Origin of the sequence: Streptomyces sp. NPDC046931 (assembly GCF_040644655.1) — a bacterium.
Classification (GTDB): Bacteria; Actinomycetota; Actinomycetes; order Streptomycetales; family Streptomycetaceae; genus Streptomyces.
The window spans coordinates 106177-127335 of sequence record NZ_JBEYWX010000011.1; the positions used below are offsets into that span (position 1 = coordinate 106177).

Genomic DNA, 21159 nt, shown 5'->3' on the forward strand with positions numbered 1-21159 from the left:
GGGACGCGGCTTCCACAGGGATGGGTGCCCGGCACAGTCGGAGGAGGAGAGAACGTGGCAACACCCCCAGGCGGTTCGCCCGCGGGCAATTGGTCCTATGGCCCCGGCCAGGACCAGGGTGATCAGAACCGGTACAACTTCCCCTCCGCACCGAGCCCGCGACGTCAGCCGTACGCGCCCCAGGGTCCCGGCCCGTCGCCGTACGACCAGCCGCCGGCGCCGCGCATCCAGCCCGTGCAACCGCAGCGCCGTGCGCCCGAGCCGGCGCCCGCGGGGTCGTCGAACAACCCACTGGTGCGTCCGTACGCCATGACGGGCGGGCGCACCAGGCCGCGCTACCAGCTCGCCATCGAGGCGCTGGTGCACACCACCGCGCAACCGCACCAGATGCAGGGCCAGCTGCCCGAGCATCAGCGGATCTGCAACCTCTGCCGGGAGATCAAGTCGGTGGCCGAGATCTCGGCGCTCCTGACGATTCCCCTCGGCGTGGCCAGAATCCTCGTCGCCGACTTGGCGGAGGCGGGTCTGGTCGCCATCCATCAGCCGGGCGGCGCCGAGAACGCCGGCGGCCAGCCAGACGTGACACTGCTCGAAAGGGTGCTCAGTGGACTTCGCAAGCTCTAGCGGCGGTCCTTCCCGCTCCACCACCTCCGCGAAGATCGTGGTGGCGGGCGGCTTCGGCGTGGGCAAGACCACGTTCGTCGGCGCCGTCTCGGAGATCAACCCGCTGCGCACGGAGGCCGTCATGACGTCTGCTTCGGCGGGCATCGACGACCTCACCCACACCGGGGACAAGACCACCACCACGGTGGCCATGGACTTCGGCCGCATCACCCTGGACCAGGACCTGATCCTGTACCTCTTCGGCACCCCCGGCCAGGACCGCTTCTGGTTCATGTGGGACGACCTGGTCCGCGGCGCCATCGGCGCCATCGTCCTGGTCGACACCCGCCGCCTCGCCGACTGCTTCCCGGCCGTCGACTACTTCGAGAACTCCGGCCTGCCCTTCGTCATAGCCCTCAACGGCTTCGACGGCAACCAGCCGTACAACCCCGAAGAGGTCCGCGAGGCACTCCAGATCGGCCCGGACACCCCGATCATCACGACGGACGCCCGCCACCGCGCGGACGCCAAGAGTGCCCTGATCACCCTGGTCGAGCACGCGCTGATGGCCCGTCTGCGGTAACGCGCCGCCGGGACACGTCCTGCGTACCGTCCGCGGCTCGCGTGTGATCGCTCGCGCTGTTCCCCGCGCCCCTTGAGGGGCGCGGGTTTTTTCTTTTCCGTGTCTGTCCGGGCGGCAGGTGTGCGGGCGGCACATGTCCGTGCAGCACGAAGGGCCCCTCCATGACGGAGGGGCCCTTCGACAAGCGGTTGAGCAGCCTACGCGTGCCAGCTGTGCGGTGCGCGGAAGCCGGGCTCGCGCTCCAGGCGGCGCCAGCCGGCCTTGGCGCGGCCTCGGTGGGCCGGCGAGGTGGTGGACGGCTGGGCGGCGGCACGGGCGAGGAGGACGGCCGTGATGGCGGCGACTTCCTCGGGCTCGGCGTGGCCCTTCTCGACGCGGATGTCGGCAGTGTTCATGGGTGTCAGTCTCCGTGAGTGAGGGGTCCGCGGGGTTGCCGCGATGGATCCGCTCGGTTACTGCGGGGGGTTGCCGTGCTTACGGGCGGGCAGGTCCGCGTGCTTGGACTGGAGCATCGCCAGGGACCTGATCAGGACCTCGCGGGTCTGGGCCGGGTCGATGACGTCGTCCACCAGGCCCCGCTCCGCCGCGTAGTAGGGGTGCATCAGCTCGGACTTGTACTCCTTGACCATCCGCGCCCGCATGACCTCCGGGTCCTCGGCGCCCGCGATCTGACGGCGGAAGATGACGTTGGCGGCACCCTCCGCGCCCATCACGGCGATCTCGTTGGTCGGCCAGGCATAGGTGAGGTCGGCGCCGATGGACTGGCTGTCCATGACGATGTACGCCCCTCCGTACGCCTTGCGCAGGATCAGCGAGATCCGCGGCACGGTCGCGTTGCAGTAGGCGTACAGCAGCTTCGCGCCGTGGCGGATGATTCCGCCGTGCTCCTGGTCGACACCGGGAAGGAACCCGGGGACGTCCAGGAAGGTCATCAGCGGAATGTTAAAAGCGTCACACATCTGGACAAAGCGCGCAGCTTTTTCCGACGCCTCGATGTCCAGGACCCCGGCGAGGGTCTGCGGCTGGTTGGCGATGATGCCCACCACCTGTCCGTCCAGCCGGGCGAGCGCGCAGATGATGTTGCGCGCCCAGCGCTCGTGGACCTCCAGGTACTCGCCGTCGTCGACGATCTCCTCGATGACCTTGGCCATGTCGTACGGCCGGTTGCCGTCCGCCGGAACCAGGTCCAGCAGGACGTCGCTACGGCGGTCCACGGGGTCCGAGGACTCGACGCGCGGCGGGTTCTCGCGATTGTTCTGCGGGAGCAGCGACAGCAGGTAGCGCACCTCGGCGATGCACGTCTCCTCGTCGTCGTACGCGAAGTGGCAGACGCCCGAGGTCTCGGCGTGCACATCGGCGCCGCCCAGGCCGTTCTGGGTGATCTCCTCACCGGTGACGGCCTTGACCACGTCCGGGCCCGTGATGAACATCTGGGACGTCTCGCGCACCATGAACACGAAGTCCGTGAGGGCGGGGCTGTAGGCCGCGCCGCCCGCGCACGGGCCGAGCATCACGCTGATCTGCGGGATGACGCCGGACGCCTTGGTGTTGCGCTGGAAGATGCCGCCGTAGCCCGCGAGCGCGCTGACGCCCTCCTGGATACGGGCGCCGGCCCCGTCATTCAGGGAGACCAGCGGCGCACCGGCCGCGATGGCCATGTCCATGATCTTGTGGATCTTCGTGGCGTGGGCCTCGCCGAGCGCGCCGCCGAAGATGCGGAAATCATGGGCGTAGACGAAGACCGTACGGCCCTCCACCGTGCCCCAGCCGGTGATCACACCGTCGGTGTACGGCTTCTTGGTCTCCAGGCCGAACCCGGTCGCCCGGTGCCGGCGCAGCTGCTCGACCTCCTGGAAGGACCCCGGGTCCAGGAGCAGCTCGATGCGCTCCCGGGCGGTGAGCTTGCCCTTGGCGTGCTGCGCCTCGGTCGCCTTCTCGCTGGGCCCGGCCAGGGCCTGCGCACGAATCTCGTGCAGTTCGGCGACGCGCCCGCGCGCGTCGGTGGGCTCGCTCCCGGAATCTACAGCCTCGTCCAAAACGGTCATGTAGTGACCTTACGAAGTCCACCAAGCAAAGCGGTCCGTTGACTCCTCACAGTCTCCGGCCCGTTTTCCTGGTACCCCTGAACAGAACCATCCCCGGATGCAGCCGATCCGACTGCTCAGAAGCCCCGAGCGTTGTAGGGCCCTGACAAAGAGCTCACCCGGACGCCACTGCGGATTCGGCGCCGCGGATGCCATCTCCGGAGTGATGCCGGGCTCCGAACGGCGGCGCCCTTCACCATATCCGCCACCACGGGATGAGGGACCCGTCGAGAAGGAGATTGAAAGTTGAACGGAATACGGTTACCGTCGACCGTGTTGAGCTCGTTGAAGATTAAACAGCTTCTTCCGCCTGCCGGCTCGCCGACCCGGAAGCCGCGAACACCGTCCCCTCTAGGAGCAGACATCATGGGCATCTTCAGCCGCAAGAACAGCACCGCCACCGTCCCTGCCGGCGCGGTGAACCCCGACCTCGCCGCGCTGAGCGGCACCTACACCGTGGACCCGTCGCACACCACCATCGGTTTCGTGGCCCGCCACGCCATGGTCACCAACGTCAAGGGCGCCTTCCAGGACTTCGAGGGCACGCTGAACCTGGACGGCTCGGATCCCTCCAAGTCCGAGGCGTCGATCGACGTGAAGATGGACAGCATCGACACGGGCTCGGCCGACCGCGACAACCACCTCAAGAGCGCGGACTTCTTCACGATCGACGAGCACCCGACGATGACCTTCCGCTCCACCGGGGTGCAGGCCCTGGGAGGCGAGGAGTTCCGGATCACCGGCGACCTCACGATTCTGGGCACCACCAAGCCGATCACCATCGACCTGGAGTTCAACGGCGCGGCCAAGGACCCGTTCGGCAACGAGCGCGTCGGCTTCGAGGGCAAGGCCGAGCTCCTGCGCTCGGAGTGGGGCCTCACCTGGAACGCGGCGCTGGAGACGGGCGGCGTGCTGATCTCGGACAAGATCAAGCTGGTCTTCGACATCTCGGCGATCAAGCAGGCGTGACCCTTCCCGCCCCGAGCGCCGCGTGAGCCCCGCGCCACGCGGCCTTCCCCGAGCGAGCCCGTCCTTTGATCCCCCTACGGGGAGGGCGGGCGCTCGGTTGTCGGGGGGTCCCCGGGTTCGCCCCGCTGAATGGTGCCTCCGTTCCGCTTGCGTACGGCGCACACGACAATGTGGGTATCGGACTTCCAGGCGCCGTCCCCCACCCACGAGGCGGCTTCGTAGACGGACGGATCGAAGCCGTGGTCGGCCGGCGGCACGTCCCGTGCGCACGCCTCATCCGACAGGGACTTGGCCTGGGCGAGCGTGACATCGGCACCCAGCCGGGTGAAGCCGAGCACCTCTTGGTCATGGGGCTGGGAGCAGGGGATCAGCCGGGCGTTCTGGTTGGAAGGCACCTCTAGGCAGTCCCCTTTCTGCATGTTCGCCGTGTCCGTGAAGGCATAGCCGGAGGTCCGGCCGGGTCCGAGCGGCCCGAAGACCGGCCCGTGCGCCCCCAGCACCAGACAGGCGGTGCGCCGCCCGGCGACATCGAAGGTGGCCCGGGTCGGAACGACGGCGTAACTGCTCACATCGGCGAGCCTGTCGCGGAGTTCCTCCGTCCGCTGCGCGCACTGGCGCGGGCCGCGCCACCGGGCCTCGTCGGCACTCGTGGCGCCGACCACGGCGATGACCTGGCCGTCGGGTGCCCGATCGGCGCAGAAGCGGTCCACGGTCAGGTGCGGTGTGCCCTGGCGGCGGGGACCCGGCCACCCGACCACGACACAGTCGCCGACCTCGAGCCGCTCGGTGACGGAGACGACCGCCCCCGGCGCTGCCGGGCCCGGTCCGTGGGAGTGCACCCGGTCCAGGGAGATCCAGACACCCACCACGACCACCACCACCGCGTACGCGCCCGCCAGTGCGGCCCACAGGACGTGCGAGCCGGTGCGCCGGCTCCGGCCGGGTGACTCGGTGCCCGGGTACGAGAGCTCTCCCTCCTCCCCCGGCCCCGGGCCTCGTAGAAGTACCGGCACAAAAGGGGGTGCCTGATCGTCGGCCTCGTCGTACGGACGCCGCGGGGAAGCGATCGCGGGCCCGGCCGGACGGGTCGCCGCCCGCGAGCCCGGCAGCGGAACGCCGTCCGTCTCGGCGGGGAGGTCCCCTGGGGCCGAGGGGCCGTGCAGGGAGACACCGAGGAGTCCTGCCGCCACACGCCGGTGCAAGGGGTACTGCCGGTGCCGGCGGTACGAGGCGGACCGGGGTGTCCGCTCCTCCGGCCGAGGTCCCGGCACGGACACCCCGAGCAGCCGCACGAGGACGCGTCGCCCGAGGCTCCCCGTCACTGTCCGCCTCCGGGGCCGGTCGCCTCGAGGGTGCCGTCACCCCGCGGGACACCGTTGTTCGCGGGCGCGGGCACCGGGGAACCGGCGACCAGGTTCGCCACCTGGGGGACGGCTCCCAGCGTGGCCAGCACGGCCGGCGCGCTGACGCCCAGTGCCACCGCCGCGTAGGCGCCGCTGATCTGCCCGGTGGCGGCGAACAGCAGGGCCGTGGCGGCTCCCATGCCGGCACGCAGGACGGCCAGGCACGCGTGGGCGGCGGTGTCCAGGTAGTGCCACAGGGCCGGGGGCCTCGCGCGCCGTCTGCCGCTCGCGGTTCTGCGGGCCGCCTGCCACTGCATGCATCCGCGGAACACGGCGAGCAGTTCGACGCTCAGCCCTCCCCCGGCGCCGAACAGGCCGGACTGCCACCAACTCATCGTGCCCCCCGTCACGGACAGGTGCGCAGATGCCCCGCCCCCTGTGCGCCCTACAGCATCCCCACCCGGTGGGAGGGGCGGCCGCCATACCTGTGTGACGGGCGACAAATACGCTGGACAGTGCGACGGTTGCAGTAGTCGGCGTCCGTCCGGCGCGCCCCGGGGCCGTTGAGCCGGTGCGTCAGAAGCCTCCGCCGAAGTCCCCGCCGCCCCCGCCGAAGTCCCCTCCGCCGCCGTCGCCGAAGCCGCCGCCGAAGTCGCCGGGATCGAAGTCGGCGCCGGACACGTCGCCGCCGTCGTAACCGCCGAAGTCGCCGTAGTCCGCGCCGTAGTCCGCCGCGTACGACGGGGTGGCCATCATGCTGCCGAGCAGCGTGCCGACCAGCAGGCCGGGCAGGATGCCGCCGCCGAAGTAGCCGCCCGCCCAGGGGCCGTAGGCGGGGCCCGCGTCCCAGTAGGGGCGGCGGCCGTAGTCCGTGTCCACCTCGCGGACCGCGGGGTCGCGGCCCTCGGCCAGCCGGGTCCGGTCCGCCGCGCAGACCGGTACCTCGCGCGCGGCGCCGCCCGGGGGCGTCCAGACCGCGTCGGTGACGGACGGGCCGTGGCGCGGGTCGAAGAAGCACGGCGGCCGGCGCTCGGGCAGCGGACGGCCCTCGCGGCGGGCGCCGAGCACCGCCAGCGAGAAGCGGCCCTCCTCCAGCGCCTGGGTGACGGGCCTGACGTCCTCCGGGCGCTGCGCCGCGGCCATGGCCGACTTCGCCTGCTCGTACGCGTTCAGCGCCCGCTCGTAGTCCTCGCGCATCGCGTCGTCCGCGCCCGGCTCCCCGGGATGGAAGTCGAGGCGGTCCAGCTCCTCGCCGAAAGCGGTGATGTCCTCGTCGACCACGACCCGAAGCTTCTCCAGCGCGGCCCGCTGCTCCTCCTCCCGTCGGCGCCGGCCGCGTCGTACGAGCGCGTAGGCGCCCGCGCCGCCGGCCACCAGTACCGCGGCGACCGCGATCAGCGCGGTCGAGGAGACGCCGCCTTTGCCGCCCGAGGTACCCCAGCTCGAGGGGGCGTGGCCGCGGACGTTGGCGAGCGCACGGTCGGTGAAGTCGTTGAGCTGGGCCTTCGCGGACTCCCCCTGCACGCTGGTGACCAGGTTCTGCACCGCGGTGCGGGGCAGCACCGAGGAGTCGGCCCGGGCGTCGAAGCGGTCGCCGAGGCGGATCGCGTACAGACCGGTGACACCGGTGGCGGTGCGGAGGTCGGAGAAGAGGTTCTGCGTGGGGTAGCCGGCGGGCAGGACCGCCACGAAGACCGGTTTGCCGGCGTCCTCGATCTTCTTCGCGATGGCCTCGGCGTCCCGGGCGGACAGCTGCCCGGAGGCAGCCGGATCGACGTAGACGGGGCCCTTGCGCAGCGCCACGGCGATGGCCGAGACGTCCGTCGCCGCGTGCGCGCGGGGCGCACCCGCGTACAGCACCGTCAGGGCCGCCATGAGCAGCGCGACCAGCGGTACGGCGAGTCCTTTGACCCGTGCGGACCTCATACTTCGACGCTACCCGAAGGCACCCGGAACCGGAGGGCCGGGCAGAGGCGGTGCCGGGTGTGCACCGCCCCTGCCCGGACACGTCAGGTCACCGCCCGGTACGCCTGGGTCAACTTGGCCACCGCCGCCGCGTACTTCCCCGTGAGCAGCAGATGGTCCGCCTCCGCGAACGGCCCCGCGACAGCCGCCGTGATCCCGGATCCCGCCTTCTGCTGGACGAGCAGCCGGGCCTTGGTGACGACGGCGCGGCCCGCCGGTGCGGAGCCCGTGCGCTCGGCCACGGATGCGGCGAGCGCCAGCGCCTTCAGCGTGGGCTCGCCTCCCTTCGGGACCCCGGTGAGCGTGGTCAGTCCCCAGCCGTACGGGAACTGCGGGTCGTACGAGGTGTCGCCGACGTTGATCGGCAGCTGGGACTCCGACTTCGGCCAGGTCACGGGGAGCTGTCCGGTGAACGGGCGCCTGCCGTAGAGGACGTCCGCCACGCCGTCGCCCTCGGTGCCCGGCAGCCAGGAGGCCACCAGGGCGTCGATCTCGCCGAGCCGGTCGCCGATCAGCTGCGGACGGCCGGAGACGATCAGCACCGCGCACTTCATGGCGCCGCACACCTTGTCCACGGCGGCCGTGTCGGCGGCGGACAGCTGAAGGTCGTGGCCGTTGCCGACGTCGCCGACACCTTCGGCGTAGGGGGTCTCGCCCACCACGACCACGCCGGCGTCGTAGCCGTTCAACGGGGCCGAGGCGTCCTTGGAGTAGGTGACGTCTCCCCCGGCCTTCCGCATGGCCTGGAGGATGGTCGTGCCCTGGGTGTGGGTGCCGGACGCGCCCTGCCAGGTGAGGGTCCAGCCACCGGTCTGGTTGCCGAGGTCGTCGGCGTTGGATCCGGCGACGTAGACCTTCTGGTTCTTCCTGAGCGGCAGCACTCCGCCCGCGTTCTTCAGCAGCACCTGGGACTCGGCGGCCGCCTGCCGGGCCACGGCCCGGTGCGCGGCGGAACCGATCCGGTCGGCGCCGCTCGTGTCGGCGTACGGGTGCTCGAAGAGTCCCAGCCTGAACTTCTGCGTGAGGATGCGGGAGACGGCGTCGTCGATCCGCTTCTCGCTGATGCGGCCCGCCTTCACCTCGTCGGTCAGCGTCGTGCGGAAGTCCTTGTAGGTGTAGGGCACCATCATCATGTCGACGCCGGCGTCGACCGCGGTGCGGACGTGGGACGCGTGGTCGCCGGGGAGCTGGTCGAGGGCGTTCCAGTCGCTGATGACGAAGCCGTCGAAGCCCATCCGGCCCTTCAGCACGCCGTTGATCATGTCGGCGCGGGCGTGCATCTTCACCGGGCCCCGGCCGTCACCGAGGACGTCGAGCGAGGAGTAGGACGGCATGACCGAGCCGATGCCGCGCTCGACCGCCGTCCGGTACGGGGCCAGGTGGACGGCCTCCAGCTGCTGCCGGGTGACCTTGGTGACCCCCTGGTCGATGGTGTACGACCCCGTGGTGGACGAGCCGTACTCGGTGCCGCCGTCGCCGACGAAGTGCTTGGCGGTGGCGAGGACCTTGTCGTTCCGGCTCAGGTCCCGGCCGTCCGCGCGTCCCTGGAGGCCCTGGATGATCGTCTCCATGGACTTCACGAGCGCCGGGTCCTCGCCGAAGGACTCATAGGAGCGGCCCCAGCGCTCGTCGCGCGAGACGCACAGGCAGGGCGCGAAGTCCCAGGGAATGCCGGTGGCGCGTACCTCACCGGCCGTCACCGCTCCGGTCCTCTCCGCCAGTCGTGGGTCTCTCGTGGCCCCGATGCCGATGTTGTGCGGCATGATCGTGGCGCCGACGAGGTTGTTGTGCCCGTGGACGGCGTCGACGCCGTAGATCAGGGGGATCTGGAACCGGGTCGCCCGCGCCCGCAGCTGGAAGGAGTCGATCATCTTCGCCCACGCCTCGGGGGTGTCGGGCGTCGGGGTCGAGCCGCCGCCGGACAGCAGCGAGCCCAGGTCGTAGGCCGCGATGTCGCCCTGGGAGGTGAGGCCGGCGCGCTCGGCCTGGGTCATCTGGCCGGCCTTCTCCTCCAGGGACATCCGGGAGAGCAGGTCCGCGACGCGCTTCCGCACCGGCAGCCTGCCGTCCAGGTACGGCAGCCCGTGGGCGTCGATGACCACCTGCGGGGTTTCGGCGGGGGCCTTGGCACCGGTGACGGCCAGCCTGAGCGGGATCGTCTCGGCGGGCTCGGCGGCCTTGTCCTCGAGGGTGCGCACCTCGATGGTCCGCGTGCTGCCGGAGGCGGTTCCGGCCGGGAAGGCCAGCGTCCCCTGGGCGGGGGTGTAGTCGGTGCCCGACCCGGCGGTACCGCCGGATGTGTCATAGGCGACGGTGACGGGCTCGTCGAGGGGGACGGAACCGGTGGTGGCGACGGTGACCTTCACCTGTGCCGTGCCGCCCTCCCCGACCGGGTAGACGGCGGAGTCCGTGGTGACCGAGGCCCGCCGGGACTGGTCGGCCCTGCCGTACAGCTCGACGCCGTCCAGGGCGAACTGGCCTTTGACGCCGACGGGGAGCGTGACGGCGTACCCCCACATCCGGGTGAGGCCGAGGACGTGGTCGATGCCGCCGACGGGCTGGTAGTCCGTCCGATAGGTGAAGTCGGCGAACGGGATCGAGATCTGTTTCCAGCCGCTGAAGTCGTCGGTGAACGAGGTGGTCCACAGCTCGGAGGCCTCGCCGTTCGCGCCACCGTCCTTGATCTCGAACGCGATCTTCTTGCCGTTGTTCCGGCCGTCCCACCACAAGCGGATGCCCTGGTGGGCGGACCAGTCGTGGGCGGGCCGGTCGGCGGCGAAGTCGTGGGTGAAGCCGCCGTAGCCGCTGATGTCGTAGCCACCCGTGAGGACCTGGGTGCCCTCGGGGGCGTCCGCGCGCTCGGTGAGGCGCAGCGTGGGCGGGTCGTCGGCGTCGCCGCCCCAGGTGAAGATGCCCTCGGCCGGCTGGCTCGCGAAGGGCACCTCACCCTCGAAGCGGTCGACCGGGACGGGGGTGGGGTCGTCGGCGCCGGAGGCGGTGCCGACGGCGGTGAGCGGGATCAGGGCGGTGAGCAGGGTGGCGGAGGCGAACAGGGCGGTTCTTCGCATGGACCTTCCCTTTGGCTCTCGTAATCCACAAGTGAGCTTACGGCTGGCTTACGACTTAGATCACGCCGTGAGTTAACTGGTGTTACCCCCCGCCGTCAAGACTTCACGTCAGAACAGGAGTGGCCCCAAGTGCCAGCCATAGAAGGCGAGTTGTCTCTTCGGAAAGTGAACGCTCACCCTCTTGACGCGGTCCCGGCGCCGTCATTTACTCACGCCTCGCACGCTTCGCACGCCTCCCACCCCCACCACCCCCCAGAAGGGCGGCGCACCATGAGGACACCCCTGCGCGCGGCACGCCTGATCCTCGCCGGGCTGCTGACCACGGCCGGGCTGACCGCGGCGGGCACCGGGCCCGCCCGCGCCGCCGGCGAGCAGGTCACGGCCTGGCTGACCACGACCGACGACAGCGGCGGACGGCATGTCGTGCGCGGACTCCAGGCCCAGACACCGTTCGCCTTCCAGCCGGGAACCGGCGGCGGCGAGAACATCACCGTCGACGAGAACACCCGCTACCAGACCTTCACCGGCGGCGGCGCGTCCTTCACGGACACCGCGGCCTGGCTGATGAACGGCAGCGGGGCGCTGTCGCAGGCGACGCGGGACGCGACCATGCGGAAGCTGTTCTCGCCGACGGACGGGATCGGGCTGTCGTTCCTGCGCAATCCGATGGGCGCCTCGGACCTGGCCCGCTACGGCTACACCTACGACGATGTGCCGGCCGGGCAGACGGACCCGAACCTGACGAGGTTCTCGATCGCGCACGACCTGGCCGATGTGGTGCCGCTGACGAAGCAGGCGCTCCGGCTCAACCCCTCGCTGACCGTGATGGCCAGTCCGTGGACGGCGCCCGCCTGGATGAAGGACAGCGGGCAGCTCGACGGAGGCTGGCTGAAGGCGGAGGACTACGGGGCCTACGCGTCGTACTTCGTGAAGTACCTCCAGGCCTACAAGGACCAGGGCGTCCCCGTCTCCTATGTCACCGCGCAGAACGAGCCGACGTGCTGTTCGGGCTATCCGTCGATGAGCTGGAACGCGTCCGGACTCGCGTACTTCACGAAGAACGAGCTGCTGCCGAGACTCCAGGCGGCGGACCTCGGGACGAAGGTGCTGGCACACGACTGGAACTGGGACACCTACGACTCCTACGCCGCCCGGACGGTGGACGACGCGGCGGTCCGTTCGCACCCCAACTTCGGCGGGATCGCCTGGCACGGCTACGGCGGTGACGTGACGAAGCAGACCACGGTCCACAACCAGTACCCGCAGCTGGACGCGTTCGGCACGGAGCACTCGGGCGGCACCTGGATCGCGAACCAGCAGCGCGAGGACATGCTCGACATCGTCGACTACACCCGGAACTGGGCGAAGTCGGTGACCAAGTGGTCGCTCGCGGTCGACCAGAACAGAGGGCCGCACAACGGCGGCTGCGGCACCTGCACCGGCCTGATCACGGTCCACGACGGGGACGGGGCGAGCGGGACGGTCGACTACACGATCGAGTACTACACCATGGGCCATCTGACGAAGTTCGTCCGGCCGGGCGCGCAGCGCATCGCGTCGACGGCGAGCGCCGCTGTGCCGAACGTGGCGTGGCGTAACCCGGACGGTTCCAAGGCGCTGATCGCGTACAACGACGCCACGTCCGCGAAGACCGTGGCGATCAACTGGGGCGGGCAGCATGCGACATACTCGCTGCCGGGTAGGACATCGGCGACGTTCACCTGGTCGGGGACCCAGTCGGGCGGCGGTGACCGGACGGGGGCGTTCGTGGGCCTCGCGGGCAAGTGCCTGGACGTGGCGGGGGCGTCGAACGCCAACGGGACCGCGGTGCAGCTGTACGACTGCAACGGGACGGCCGCCCAGCGGTGGACGGTGAAGTCCGACAAATCCCTCCAGGCGCTGGGCAAGTGCCTGGATGTGTCAGGTGGTTCGACCGCGGACGGGGCCAAGGTCCAGCTGTACGACTGCAATGGAACCGGAGCACAGCAGTGGTCGTACGACTCTTCGACGGGCGATGTCGTCAATCTTGCGGCGAACAGGTGCCTGGACGTGACGGACAACTCGTCGGCGAACGGGGCACGGACGCAGATCTGGTCGTGCACGGGCGCGGCCAACCAGAAGTGGCGACTTCAGTAGCGAAGGGGTGACGGCAGGCGCCGCCCTCGACGAGAGGGGGCGGCGCACATTGCGGCGGAGAGCCGGCGCGGTGACGGGTGTGGTGGCGGGGGCGGCACTGCCGAGCGGCTGCGCGGCCGTCGACCTGCCACTGGCGGCCGTGGGGCCGGGCGCGGACGGCGCTCCCAACGCGCTGATCCGGCCGTGCGGTGACGACGCGTACCGGGGCCCGGCCCTCGACGGCCGGGACTCCGGTGCCGGGGACCTGGTCACCACCGGCTGGGACGCGCAGGGCGAGCACACGGGAGACGCCGCGTTCCCGCTGTTCGCTCCCCCGGCCCGCCGGCACGCCCGCCACCGGGGAGCCCGGCGGCCGCTGCCGGACCACACCTGCACACTGTCCTTCGGCCACTATGTCACCGGCGACTCCTACAACGGCGTCGTCGCCTTCTCGGCCCGGGACATCGCGGCGCTGCGCCCCGGCCAGGTCCGGCCGACGGCGGCGCCATGAGCCGCGGCGCGTTCGAGAAGCTCGCCGCGGACTCCTGCTGAGGAGCGCCGCCCCCGGGGTGTCACTCCGCGGGCTCCACGCCGGCGCGCAGCAGGCCGTAGGTGTAGGCGTCCTCCAGCGCCTGCCACGACGCCGCGATCACGTTCTCCGCCACACCGACCGTGGACCACTCGCCCCGGCCGTCGGACGTGGAGATGAGCACGCGTGTCGTGGACTGCGTACCGTGCTTGCCCTCCAGGATGCGGACCTTGTAGTCGACCAGCTCGAGGGCGGCCAGCTGGGGGTAGATCTTCTCCAGGGCGACCCGCAACGCCCGGTCCAGGGCGTTGACCGGGCCGTTGCCCTCCGCCGTCGCGACGATGCGTTCGCTCTTCGACCAGAGCTTCACCGTCGCCTCGTTGGCGTGGGTGCCGTCGGGACGGTCCTCGACGATGGCCCGCCAGGACTCCGTGCGGAAGTAGCACAGCGGCCTGCCCGCGACCTCCTCACGCAGAAGGAGCTCGAAGCTCGCGTCCGCTGCCTCGTAGGTGTAGCCCTGGAGCTCGCGCTCCTTCACTCGCTCCACGACCCGGCCGACCAGCTCCCGGTCGCCACCCAGGTCGACGCCCAGCTCCTTGCCCTTGAGCTCCACCGAGGCCCGGCCCGCCATGTCGGAGACCAGCATCCGCATGGTGTTGCCGACCAGCTCGGGGTCGATGTGCTGGTACAGGTCCGGGTCCACCTTGATCGCGGACGCGTGCAGGCCCGCCTTGTGCGCGAAGGCCGAGACGCCCACGTACGGCTGGTGCGTGGAGGGCGTCAGATTGACGACCTCGGCGATCGCGTGCGAGATGCGCGTCATCTCGCGGAGCCTGCCCTCGGGCAGCACCTTCTTGCCGTACTTCAGTTCCAGGGCCGCCACGACCGGGAAGAGGTTCGCGTTGCCCACCCGCTCGCCGTAGCCGTTCGCCGTGCACTGCACATGCGTGGCGCCCGCGTCCACCGCCGCGAGGGTGTTGGCGACGGCGCAGCCCGTGTCGTCCTGCGCATGGATGCCCAGCCGGGCGCCGGTGTCCGCCAGGACCGTGGAGACCACCGCCTGGACCTGCGCGGGCAGCATGCCGCCGTTGGTGTCGCAGAGGATGACGACGTCGGCGCCCGCCTCCCACGCCGCGCTGACCACCGCCTTGGCGTACTGCGGGTTCGCCCGGTAGCCGTCGAAGAAGTGCTCGCAGTCGACGAAGACCCGGCGGCCCTCGGACCGCAGATGGGAGACGGTGTCGCGGATCATCTCCAGGTTCTCGTCGAGCGTGGTGCGCAGGGCCAGCTCGACATGGCGGTCGTGGGACTTCGCGACCAGGGTGATCACCTGCGCGCCCGACTCCAGCAGCGCCCTGACCTGCTGGTCCTCCGCCGCCTTGGCGCCCGGGCGGCGGGTCGCGCCGAAGGCTACGAGCCGGGCGTGACGGAAGTCGATCTCCTGCTGGGCGCGGGCGAAGAACTCGGTGTCCCTCGGGTTCGCGCCGGGCCAGCCGCCCTCGATGAAGCCCACACCGAAGTCGTCCAGGTGCCGTGCGATGGCCAGCTTGTCCGCGACGGTGAGGTTGATGCCCTCGCGCTGCGCGCCGTCGCGCAGCGTCGTGTCGAAGACGTGGAACGAGTCGTCGAGTTCGCTGGTTTCCGTCATGGTCTCAAGGCTCCTGTTTTGGATCTCGGTCTACCGAAATGACCGGCTCCACCGTCCCCCCATGGTCCCTCACGCTCCCGTCCTGGCTGAAGGTGGGCCAGAAAACGGAAAAACCCCTCGCGGGTGCGAGAGGTTTGCGCGCGGGTCGAGGACGACGGTGGCCGCCCGCACCTGGTCGTACGAGGCGGTCACTGCGGACCGGCGCGCCTGCTGCCAATAATCATGGCGAACGTGAGCACGGGGGCAGTCTGGCACAATCCGCCCCCGCACTCACCGCCGTCTCAGGATGCGGTCGTCATGGTGGACGTCCGGGCGGTGTCCATCCGGACCAGATCCAGGTCGCGGGTCTCCCGCATGGCGAGGTACACCACCAGCGACACGGCCGCGCAGCCCGCCACGTACCAGAAGAAGCCGGATTCGGCGCCCGCGTTCTTGAACCACAGGGCGACATATTCCGCCGTGCCGCCGAACAGCGCGTTGGCCAGGGCGTACGGCAGGGCGACGCCGAGGGCGCGGATACCCGTCGGGAACAGCTCCGCCTTCACGCACGCGTTGATCGACGTGTATCCGGTGACCACGACCAGGGCCAGCAGCGACAGCCCGAGGGCCGGCCAGAAGCCGCCCGCGTGCTTCAGCAGCGTCATGACCGGCACGGTCAGCAGGGTGGAGCCGACCGCGAAGGTGATCAGCAGCGGGCGGCGTCCGATCCGGTCGGAGAGCCGGCCGGCCAGCGGCTGGAGACAGGCGAAGACGATCAGCGCGGTGAAGGAGACGAGGGTCGCGGTCTCCTTGGGCAGTCCCGCCGAGTTCGACAGGTACTTGGTCAGATAGGTGGTGTACGTGTAGTACGCGACCGTGCCGCCCATGGTCAGCGCGATCACCAGGAGGGCCTCGCGCTTGTGCCGCCAGAGCGCGCGCAGCGTGCCGCGCTCCTCACCCTCGGTCTCGTCGGCCTCGTAGACCTCCGTCTCCAGCATGTTCCGCCGCAGGTAGAAGACCACCGCCGCGCCGAGCGCCCCCACCACGAAGGGGATGCGCCAGCCGTAGCCGTGCAGCGCGTCGTCGGACATCGTGTGCTGGAGCAGGATCAGCAGACCCAGGCCGACGATCTGGCCCGCGGTCATCGACACGTACTGGAAGCTGGAGGCGAAGCCGCGCCGTCCCGGGTCGGACGCCTCGGTGAGGTAGGTCGCGCTGGCCGCGTACTCGCCGCCCACCGAGAGGCCCTGCAACAGCCGGGCGAGGAGCAGTACGAGCGCGCCGCCGTAGCCCGCGACGGCGTACGTCGGCGCGATCGCGATGAGGATCGCCGAGGCCGACATCAGGGTGACCGTGAGGGTCAGGGCGGCCTTGCGGCCCCTGCGGTCGCCGACCCGGCCGAGCAGCCAGCCGCCGACCGGGCGCATGAAGAACCCGACGGCGAAGATGCCCGCGGTGTTCATCAGCTGGGCCGTCGGGTTCCCGTCGGGGAAGAAGGCCCCGGCGAAGTACGTGGCGAAGCTGGCGTAGACGAACCAGTCGTACCACTCCACCATGTTGCCGGCCGAGCCGATCCAGATTCTCTTCCAGTGCTCTGATCCCATGAGCCGTAACTGCCCCGGCGGCCCGGCGGGGATTCACCGCAATCGGCCATCTGCGGACGTCAATCGGGCCCCGGCCGCCCCAGCGTCTCGTCCAGGAACTCCCGCACGTGGCCGAGAACCTGCTCCCGGTCGGTACCCCTCAGCCCGATCGCCACATGGATGGAGAAGCCGTCGAGGAGGGCGCGCAGCCGCGCGGCGAAGCGGTCCGGGTCGACCGGCCGGAACTCGCCCCGCGACACCCCCTCGGCGAGCAGCGCCACCAGGTCGCGGTGCCAGGCGCCCTCGATGGCGGCCTGCCGGTCGCGGGCGTCGTCGTCGGCGTTCTGCGAGCGGTTCCAGACCTCCAGCCACAGGGTCCAGTGCGGGTCGCGGTGGCCGTCGGGGACGTAGAGGTCGACGTAGGCGTCGAGACGTTCGCGGGCCGTGCCGGTCCGCGCGAGCAGCCGGCCGCGCTCGGCGCCCAGCGACCGCTCGCTCCACTCCAGGGTCCGCAGCAGCAGCTCGTCCTTGGAGCGGAAGTAGTACAGAAGGTGGCCGCTGCTCATGCCGACCTCCCGGCCGAGTGCCGCCATGGTGAGCTGTTCCAGACCGCGCTCGGCGATCATGCCCATGGCGGCGGCGAGCACGTCCTCGCGGGGTGGGGCGGCCTGGCGGCTGCGGGTCATCCGGTCGCCTCCACGTCCTGCACCGCGTCCACGCGAACGGTGTCCGGTACGAGCCGGGTCTCGTATCCGCCCGAGCAGTCGGCCGTCCACCTCTCGCCGGGCGCGATCCCGTCGTACTCCTCGTCGCCGGCGACCGGCACGAACGGCGCACCGAACGGCCGGGGATCGACGACATGGGCTCCGCGCGGGACACTCGCCGGTCCGTGCCGCCGTCCGTCCGCGTCGGGCCCGCCGTCCCAGGCGGGACGCTCGGGCATCTCGTCGAGCCGGCGCACCGGCTCGGTCAGCCGTCTTCCGCACGAGGCGCAGACCATCACATTCACCCGTACGTTCTACCCGAGGACCCTCGGCTGCTGTTGGGTGATGCAGTGGATGCCTCCGCCGCCCGCGAAGATCGTACGGGCGTCCACCAGGGTCACCGTCCGCTCCGGGAACAGGCGGCGGAAGAGGTCGGCCGCGAGTTCGTCGCGCGGGTCGCCGAAGGCGCAGAGCACGACGCCGCCGTTGCACAGGTAGTGGTTGATGTAGGAGTAGTCGGCCCAGTGGCCGTCGGCCTCCAGGACGGCGGGGGCGGGCACCTCCACGACCTCCAGGCGGCGGCCGCGTGCGTCGGTGGCGGACCCGAGGATCCCGATGACCTCCCGGGTCACCTCGTGGTCGGGGTGCGCCGGGTCCGGCTGATGGTGGGCGACCACGACACCCGGGCGGGCGAAGGCGGCGACGATGTCGACGTGGCCGAGGGTACCGAAGCCGTGCGGGGGGTAGTCGGCGGTCAGGCCGCGCGGCAGCCAGATCGCCTTGCGGGTGCCGAGGTGGGCGTGGATCTCCGCCTCGACCTCCTCGCGGGTCCAGTGCGGGTTGCGCTCGGGTCCGAGCTGCACGGTCTCGGTCAGCAGCACGGTCCCCTCGCCGTCGACGTGGATCGCGCCGCCCTCGTTGACCAGCTTCGAGGCGTACGTCCTCGCGCCCGCGAGGTCCGAGACATACGCGCCGATCTTCGCGTCGTGCTCCCAGCGGGCCCAGCCCTGGGCGCCCCAGCCGTTGAACGTCCAGTCCACGGCGGCCAGTTCCCGCCCGTCGGTGAGGAAGGTGGGGCCGATGTCGCGCATCCAGGCGTCGTCGAGTTCGCGCTCCACCGTGTCGATGCCTTCGCCCAGCAAGGCGCGGGCCGCCGCCGACTGCCCGGGACCGCAGACCACGGTGACCGGTTCGAAGCGGCGCACCGCGCGGGCTACCGAGGCCCAGGCGGCGCGGGAGGCGGCAAGGTCCTCGGGGGCGCCGAAGGTCGGGTTGGGACCCGGCCACGCCATCCAGGTGCGCTCGTGCGGGGCCCACTCGGCGGGCATGCGGAAGCCGTCGGCGGCGGGGGTGTTCATGGCGGGGGTCCTCACAAGGTCAGAGGAAGTACAGGCGGTTGAGGGACACCGAGTCGGCGGGCTCGGAGCGGATCGGGTCGCCGTCGAGGGTGACCAGGCCGGTGTGCCGGTCGACGTCGACGGATCCGGTGCGGGAGTTCAGGCGCAGGTCGGCGGGGCCGATGCCGCGGGTGCCCCGGACGGCGACCCTGCGCCGACGGGTCGGCATCCGGTCGTTGCCCTGGTCGAGCGCCGCCCGGGCCACGAAGGCGACAGAGAGGTCGGCGGGGGTGCCGCCGTGCGCGCCGAACTGCGGGCCGAGGACGAGGGGTTCGCAGGTGTCGGTGGCCGCGTTGGGGTCCCCGACCACGCCGTACGCCGGGAAGCCGGCCTTGAGCACGAGCTGCGGCTTGGCGCCGAAGTACTCCGGCCGCCACAGGACGATGTCGGCCAGCTTGCCGGTCTCCAGGGAACCCACCTCGTGCGCGAGGCCGTGGGCGATGGCCGGGTTGACGGTCAGCTTGGCGATGTAGCGCAGGACTCGGGCGTTGTCGTCGTGTGGGCCGTCGCCCTTGAGGGGCCCCAGCTCAGCCTTCATCTTCCCGGCCATCGCGAAGGTGCGGCGCACGGTCTCGCCCGCGCGCCCCATGCCCTGCGCGTCCGAGGAGGTGATGCCGATCGCTCCCAGGTCGTGCAGCACGTCCTCGGCGCCCATGGTTCCGGCGCGGATCCGGTCGCGGGCCATGGCGGCGTCGCCGGGCAGGTCGGTCTTGAGGTCGTGGACGGAGACGATCATGCCGTAGTGCTCGGCCACGGCGTCGCGGCCGAAGGGCAGGGTGGGGTTGGTGGAGGAGCCGATGACGTTCGCGACACCCGCCATCTTCAGGACGTTGGGCACATGGCCGCCGCCGCAGCCCTCGATGTGGAAGGCGTGGATGGTCCGTCCTTCGAGCACCCGGAGCGTGTCCTCCACGGACAGGCATTCGTTCAGCCCGTCGCTGTGCAGCGCCACTTGGACGTCGTGCTCCTCGGCCACGCGCAGCGCGGTGTCCAGGGCGCGGGTGTGGGCGCCCATGTCCTCGTGCACCTTGAAGCCGGACGCGCCGCCCTCGGCCAGCGCCTCGGTCAGGGGCGCGGAGTGGGAGGACGAACCCCGGCCCAGGAAGCCGATGTTGACCGGCCAGGCGTCGAAGGCGTTGAACGCGTGCCGCAGTGCCCAGGGGGAGTTGACGCCCACGCCCCACACCGGGCCGAACTCCTGGCCGATGATCGTGGTCACACCGGAGGCGAGCGAGGCCTCCATGATGCGCGGCGACAGCAGGTGGACATGGGTGTCGACGGCACCGGCGGTGGCGATCAGGCCCTCACCGGAGACGATCGAGGTCCCCGTGCCGACCACGACGTCGACGCCGTCGAGGGTGTCGGGGTTGCCGGCCCGGCCGATGGCGTGGATCCGGCCTTCGCGGATGCCGATGGAGACCTTGCGGATGCCCTGCACCGCGTCGATCACGACCACGTTGCTGATGACGACGTCGCAGGTCTCGCGCACGGCGGCGGCCTTGAGGTGCAGCCCGTCACGGGCCGTCTTGCCGAACCCGGCGAGGAACTCGTCGCCGTGCTTCTGGGCGTCGGACTCCACGCGCACCACCAGGCCCGAGTCGCCGAGGCGGATCCGGTCGCCGGCGCGGGGGCCGTGCGCGGCCGCGTACGCGTGCGGGTCCATCGCGCGCTCCTTCGGATTCATCGGCCGGCTCCCAGGTACCCGCAGGCGGCGGCCCTGCGCAGGGCCTCCTCCTTGGCGCCCGGCGCGTCCAGCGGGCCGTCGACGAGTCCCGCGAACCCGATCGCGGTCCGCCGGCCCCCGATCGGCACCAGACCCACCTCGACGCTCTCCCCCGGCCCGAACCGCACGGAGGAACCCGCGGGCACCGCGAGCCGCATCCCGTAGGCGGCCCCTCGGTCGAAGTCGAGCCGTGGGTTGGCCTCGAAGAAGTGGAAGTGGGAGGTCACGGAGACGGGCACGTCCGCGGTGTTGGTGACCGTCAGCCGCACGGCCGCCTCGGGTTCGGCGTGCCCGGGACCCGGCAGCAGTGCTCCCGGAGCCAGGTCGCCCAGGCCTCCTTCCAGAGGACGGGAGACCACCGCGAGCCGGGAGCCGTCGTCGAAGACGGCCTCGACGTGCACCTCCGTGACGACGTCCGCGACACCCGGCAGCACGTCGTCCGGGCCGAGCACCGTGCGGGCCCGCTCGACGGCCTCGGCGAGCCGGGCGCCGTCGCGGGCCGCCTCGCACACCGTGTCGGCGATCAGGGCGGTCGCCTCCGGGACGTTGAGCCTGAGGCCGCGGGCCCTGCGGGACCTGGCCAGCTCGGCGGCCGAGAACAGCAGCAGCCGGTCACGCTCCGTGGGAGTCAGTCGCACGGCGTCTCCTTGTCTCGCGTCGTTTAGAGCAGCACTCTAAATGGAGGACAAGAAGAGGGGAAGGGTCCGCAACCATGGGATTGAACGATGCTCTAATCAAACGATGGCCAGGCGCGCGGTCCGATCACCGGGCACACAACCATGACCCGGCACCCGACCGGACGGGGAACAGGCACGCAAAAGGGCCGCCCCGGACCCGAAGTCCGGAGCGGCCCCGACGCTGCGCGG

The 21159-nt window shown here is 71.1% G+C and carries 18 protein-coding genes; 5 read left to right on the top strand and 13 right to left on the bottom strand.

What is annotated here, in order from left to right; genetic code table 11:
* The first annotated feature begins 54 nt into the window (after nt 1–54).
* Entirely contained in the window at nt 55–624 is a 570-nt protein-coding gene (locus tag ABZ876_RS20775; protein ID WP_361782930.1) for a DUF742 domain-containing protein, read from the top strand.
* Nucleotides 605–1186, top strand: a complete 582-nt coding sequence (locus ABZ876_RS20780) for an ATP/GTP-binding protein (RefSeq protein WP_046729246.1) — start codon at nt 605–607, stop codon at nt 1184–1186. Before ABZ876_RS20775 ends, ABZ876_RS20780 begins: the two co-directional genes overlap by 20 nt.
* 197 nt (nt 1187–1383) lie before the next feature.
* On the opposite strand, the gene ABZ876_RS20785 is transcribed toward ABZ876_RS20780, so the two are convergent.
* Together ABZ876_RS20785 and ABZ876_RS20790 are read right to left on the bottom strand one after the other, a co-directional pair.
* A complete protein-coding gene (locus ABZ876_RS20785) occupies nt 1384–1581 on the bottom strand; it encodes an acyl-CoA carboxylase subunit epsilon (RefSeq protein WP_361782933.1) in 198 nt (65 codons plus the stop codon).
* A gap of 57 nt (nt 1582–1638) precedes the next feature.
* Entirely contained in the window at nt 1639–3231 is a 1593-nt protein-coding gene (locus ABZ876_RS20790) for an acyl-CoA carboxylase subunit beta (protein WP_361782936.1), read from the bottom strand.
* Between the two features lie 405 nt (nt 3232–3636).
* Here ABZ876_RS20790 and ABZ876_RS20795 point away from each other — a divergent pair, with 405 nt between their 5' ends.
* Nucleotides 3637–4239 (top strand): YceI family protein, encoded by a 603-nt coding sequence (locus ABZ876_RS20795; protein WP_361782939.1) that lies wholly within the window; start codon nt 3637–3639, stop codon nt 4237–4239.
* Between the two features lie 74 nt (nt 4240–4313).
* On the opposite strand, the gene ABZ876_RS20800 is transcribed toward ABZ876_RS20795, so the two are convergent.
* From ABZ876_RS20800 to ABZ876_RS20815, 4 genes are all read right to left on the bottom strand, one after another.
* Nucleotides 4314–5429 carry a septum formation family protein gene (locus ABZ876_RS20800; protein WP_361782942.1) on the bottom strand — a complete coding sequence of 372 codons (1116 nt, stop codon included), beginning with the start codon at nt 5427–5429 and terminating at the stop codon, nt 4314–4316.
* Between the two features lie 128 nt (nt 5430–5557).
* Complete coding sequence (locus ABZ876_RS20805) at nt 5558–5977, bottom strand: hypothetical protein (protein WP_361782945.1); 420 nt, start codon at nt 5975–5977, stop codon at nt 5558–5560.
* 181 nt (nt 5978–6158) lie between these two features.
* On the bottom strand, nt 6159–7508 hold the full coding sequence (locus ABZ876_RS20810; protein WP_361782948.1) for a hypothetical protein: 1350 nt from the start codon (nt 7506–7508) through the stop codon (nt 6159–6161).
* An 83-nt stretch (nt 7509–7591) separates the two neighbouring features.
* Nucleotides 7592–10615: a glycoside hydrolase family 3 N-terminal domain-containing protein gene (locus ABZ876_RS20815; RefSeq protein WP_361782951.1), complete on the bottom strand. Its 3024-nt coding sequence runs from the start codon at nt 10613–10615 to the stop codon at nt 7592–7594.
* A gap of 270 nt (nt 10616–10885) precedes the next feature.
* Between ABZ876_RS20815 and ABZ876_RS20820 the strand changes: the two genes are divergently transcribed.
* Both ABZ876_RS20820 and ABZ876_RS20825 read left to right on the top strand, forming a co-directional pair.
* The gene (locus ABZ876_RS20820; RefSeq protein ID WP_361782954.1) at nt 10886–12751 is read left to right on the top strand and encodes a ricin-type beta-trefoil lectin domain protein; all 1866 of its coding nucleotides are present in this window, start codon (nt 10886–10888) and stop codon (nt 12749–12751) included.
* Nucleotides 12752–12758: 7 nt separating this feature from the next.
* On the top strand, nt 12759–13241 hold the full coding sequence (locus ABZ876_RS20825; RefSeq protein WP_361782957.1) for a hypothetical protein: 483 nt from the start codon (nt 12759–12761) through the stop codon (nt 13239–13241).
* A 61-nt stretch (nt 13242–13302) separates the two neighbouring features.
* On the opposite strand, the gene cimA is transcribed toward ABZ876_RS20825, so the two are convergent.
* From cimA to ureA, 7 genes are all read right to left on the bottom strand, one after another.
* Nucleotides 13303–14907 (bottom strand): citramalate synthase, encoded by a 1605-nt coding sequence (gene cimA, locus ABZ876_RS20830; RefSeq protein ID WP_361782960.1) that lies wholly within the window; start codon nt 14905–14907, stop codon nt 13303–13305.
* A 281-nt stretch (nt 14908–15188) separates the two neighbouring features.
* The gene (locus ABZ876_RS20835; RefSeq protein ID WP_361782963.1) at nt 15189–16490 is read right to left on the bottom strand and encodes an MFS transporter; all 1302 of its coding nucleotides are present in this window, start codon (nt 16488–16490) and stop codon (nt 15189–15191) included.
* 59 nt (nt 16491–16549) lie between these two features.
* Nucleotides 16550–17155, bottom strand: a complete 606-nt coding sequence (locus ABZ876_RS20840; protein WP_361782966.1) for a TetR/AcrR family transcriptional regulator — start codon at nt 17153–17155, stop codon at nt 16550–16552.
* Nucleotides 17152–17478, bottom strand: a complete 327-nt coding sequence (locus tag ABZ876_RS20845) for a hypothetical protein (RefSeq protein WP_361782969.1) — start codon at nt 17476–17478, stop codon at nt 17152–17154. Before ABZ876_RS20845 ends, ABZ876_RS20840 begins: the two co-directional genes overlap by 4 nt.
* Nucleotides 17479–17487: 9 nt before the next feature.
* The gene (locus tag ABZ876_RS20850; protein ID WP_361782972.1) at nt 17488–18531 is read right to left on the bottom strand and encodes an agmatine deiminase family protein; all 1044 of its coding nucleotides are present in this window, start codon (nt 18529–18531) and stop codon (nt 17488–17490) included.
* A 19-nt stretch (nt 18532–18550) separates the two neighbouring features.
* Complete coding sequence (locus tag ABZ876_RS20855) at nt 18551–20233, bottom strand: urease subunit alpha (RefSeq protein ID WP_361782975.1); 1683 nt, start codon at nt 20231–20233, stop codon at nt 18551–18553.
* A gap of 17 nt (nt 20234–20250) precedes the next feature.
* Nucleotides 20251–20931, bottom strand: coding sequence for an urease subunit gamma (gene ureA / locus ABZ876_RS20860; protein ID WP_361782978.1), 681 nt, complete (start codon nt 20929–20931; stop codon nt 20251–20253).
* Nucleotides 20932–21159: the final 228 nt, after the last annotated feature.

Bases quoted from the DNA above. Each gene is read 5' to 3' on its own strand.
- ABZ876_RS20785 (WP_361782933.1), bottom strand. From the start codon at position 1,581: ATGAACACTGCCGACATCCGCGTCGAGAAGGGCCACGCCGAGCCCGAG.
- ABZ876_RS20790 (WP_361782936.1), bottom strand. From the start codon at position 3,231: ATGACCGTTTTGGACGAGGCTGTAGATTCCGGGAGCGAGCCCACCGAC.
- ABZ876_RS20795 (WP_361782939.1), top strand. From the start codon at position 3,637: ATGGGCATCTTCAGCCGCAAGAACAGCACCGCCACCGTCCCTGCCGGC.
- ABZ876_RS20805 (WP_361782945.1), bottom strand. From the start codon at position 5,977: ATGAGTTGGTGGCAGTCCGGCCTGTTCGGCGCCGGGGGAGGGCTGAGC.
- ABZ876_RS20810 (WP_361782948.1), bottom strand. From the start codon at position 7,508: ATGAGGTCCGCACGGGTCAAAGGACTCGCCGTACCGCTGGTCGCGCTG.
- ABZ876_RS20815 (WP_361782951.1), bottom strand. From the start codon at position 10,615: ATGCGAAGAACCGCCCTGTTCGCCTCCGCCACCCTGCTCACCGCCCTG.
- ABZ876_RS20820 (WP_361782954.1), top strand. From the start codon at position 10,886: ATGAGGACACCCCTGCGCGCGGCACGCCTGATCCTCGCCGGGCTGCTG.
- cimA (WP_361782960.1), bottom strand. From the start codon at position 14,907: ATGACGGAAACCAGCGAACTCGACGACTCGTTCCACGTCTTCGACACG.
- ABZ876_RS20835 (WP_361782963.1), bottom strand. From the start codon at position 16,490: ATGGGATCAGAGCACTGGAAGAGAATCTGGATCGGCTCGGCCGGCAAC.
- ABZ876_RS20840 (WP_361782966.1), bottom strand. From the start codon at position 17,155: ATGACCCGCAGCCGCCAGGCCGCCCCACCCCGCGAGGACGTGCTCGCC.
- ABZ876_RS20850 (WP_361782972.1), bottom strand. From the start codon at position 18,531: ATGAACACCCCCGCCGCCGACGGCTTCCGCATGCCCGCCGAGTGGGCC.
- ABZ876_RS20855 (WP_361782975.1), bottom strand. From the start codon at position 20,233: ATGGACCCGCACGCGTACGCGGCCGCGCACGGCCCCCGCGCCGGCGAC.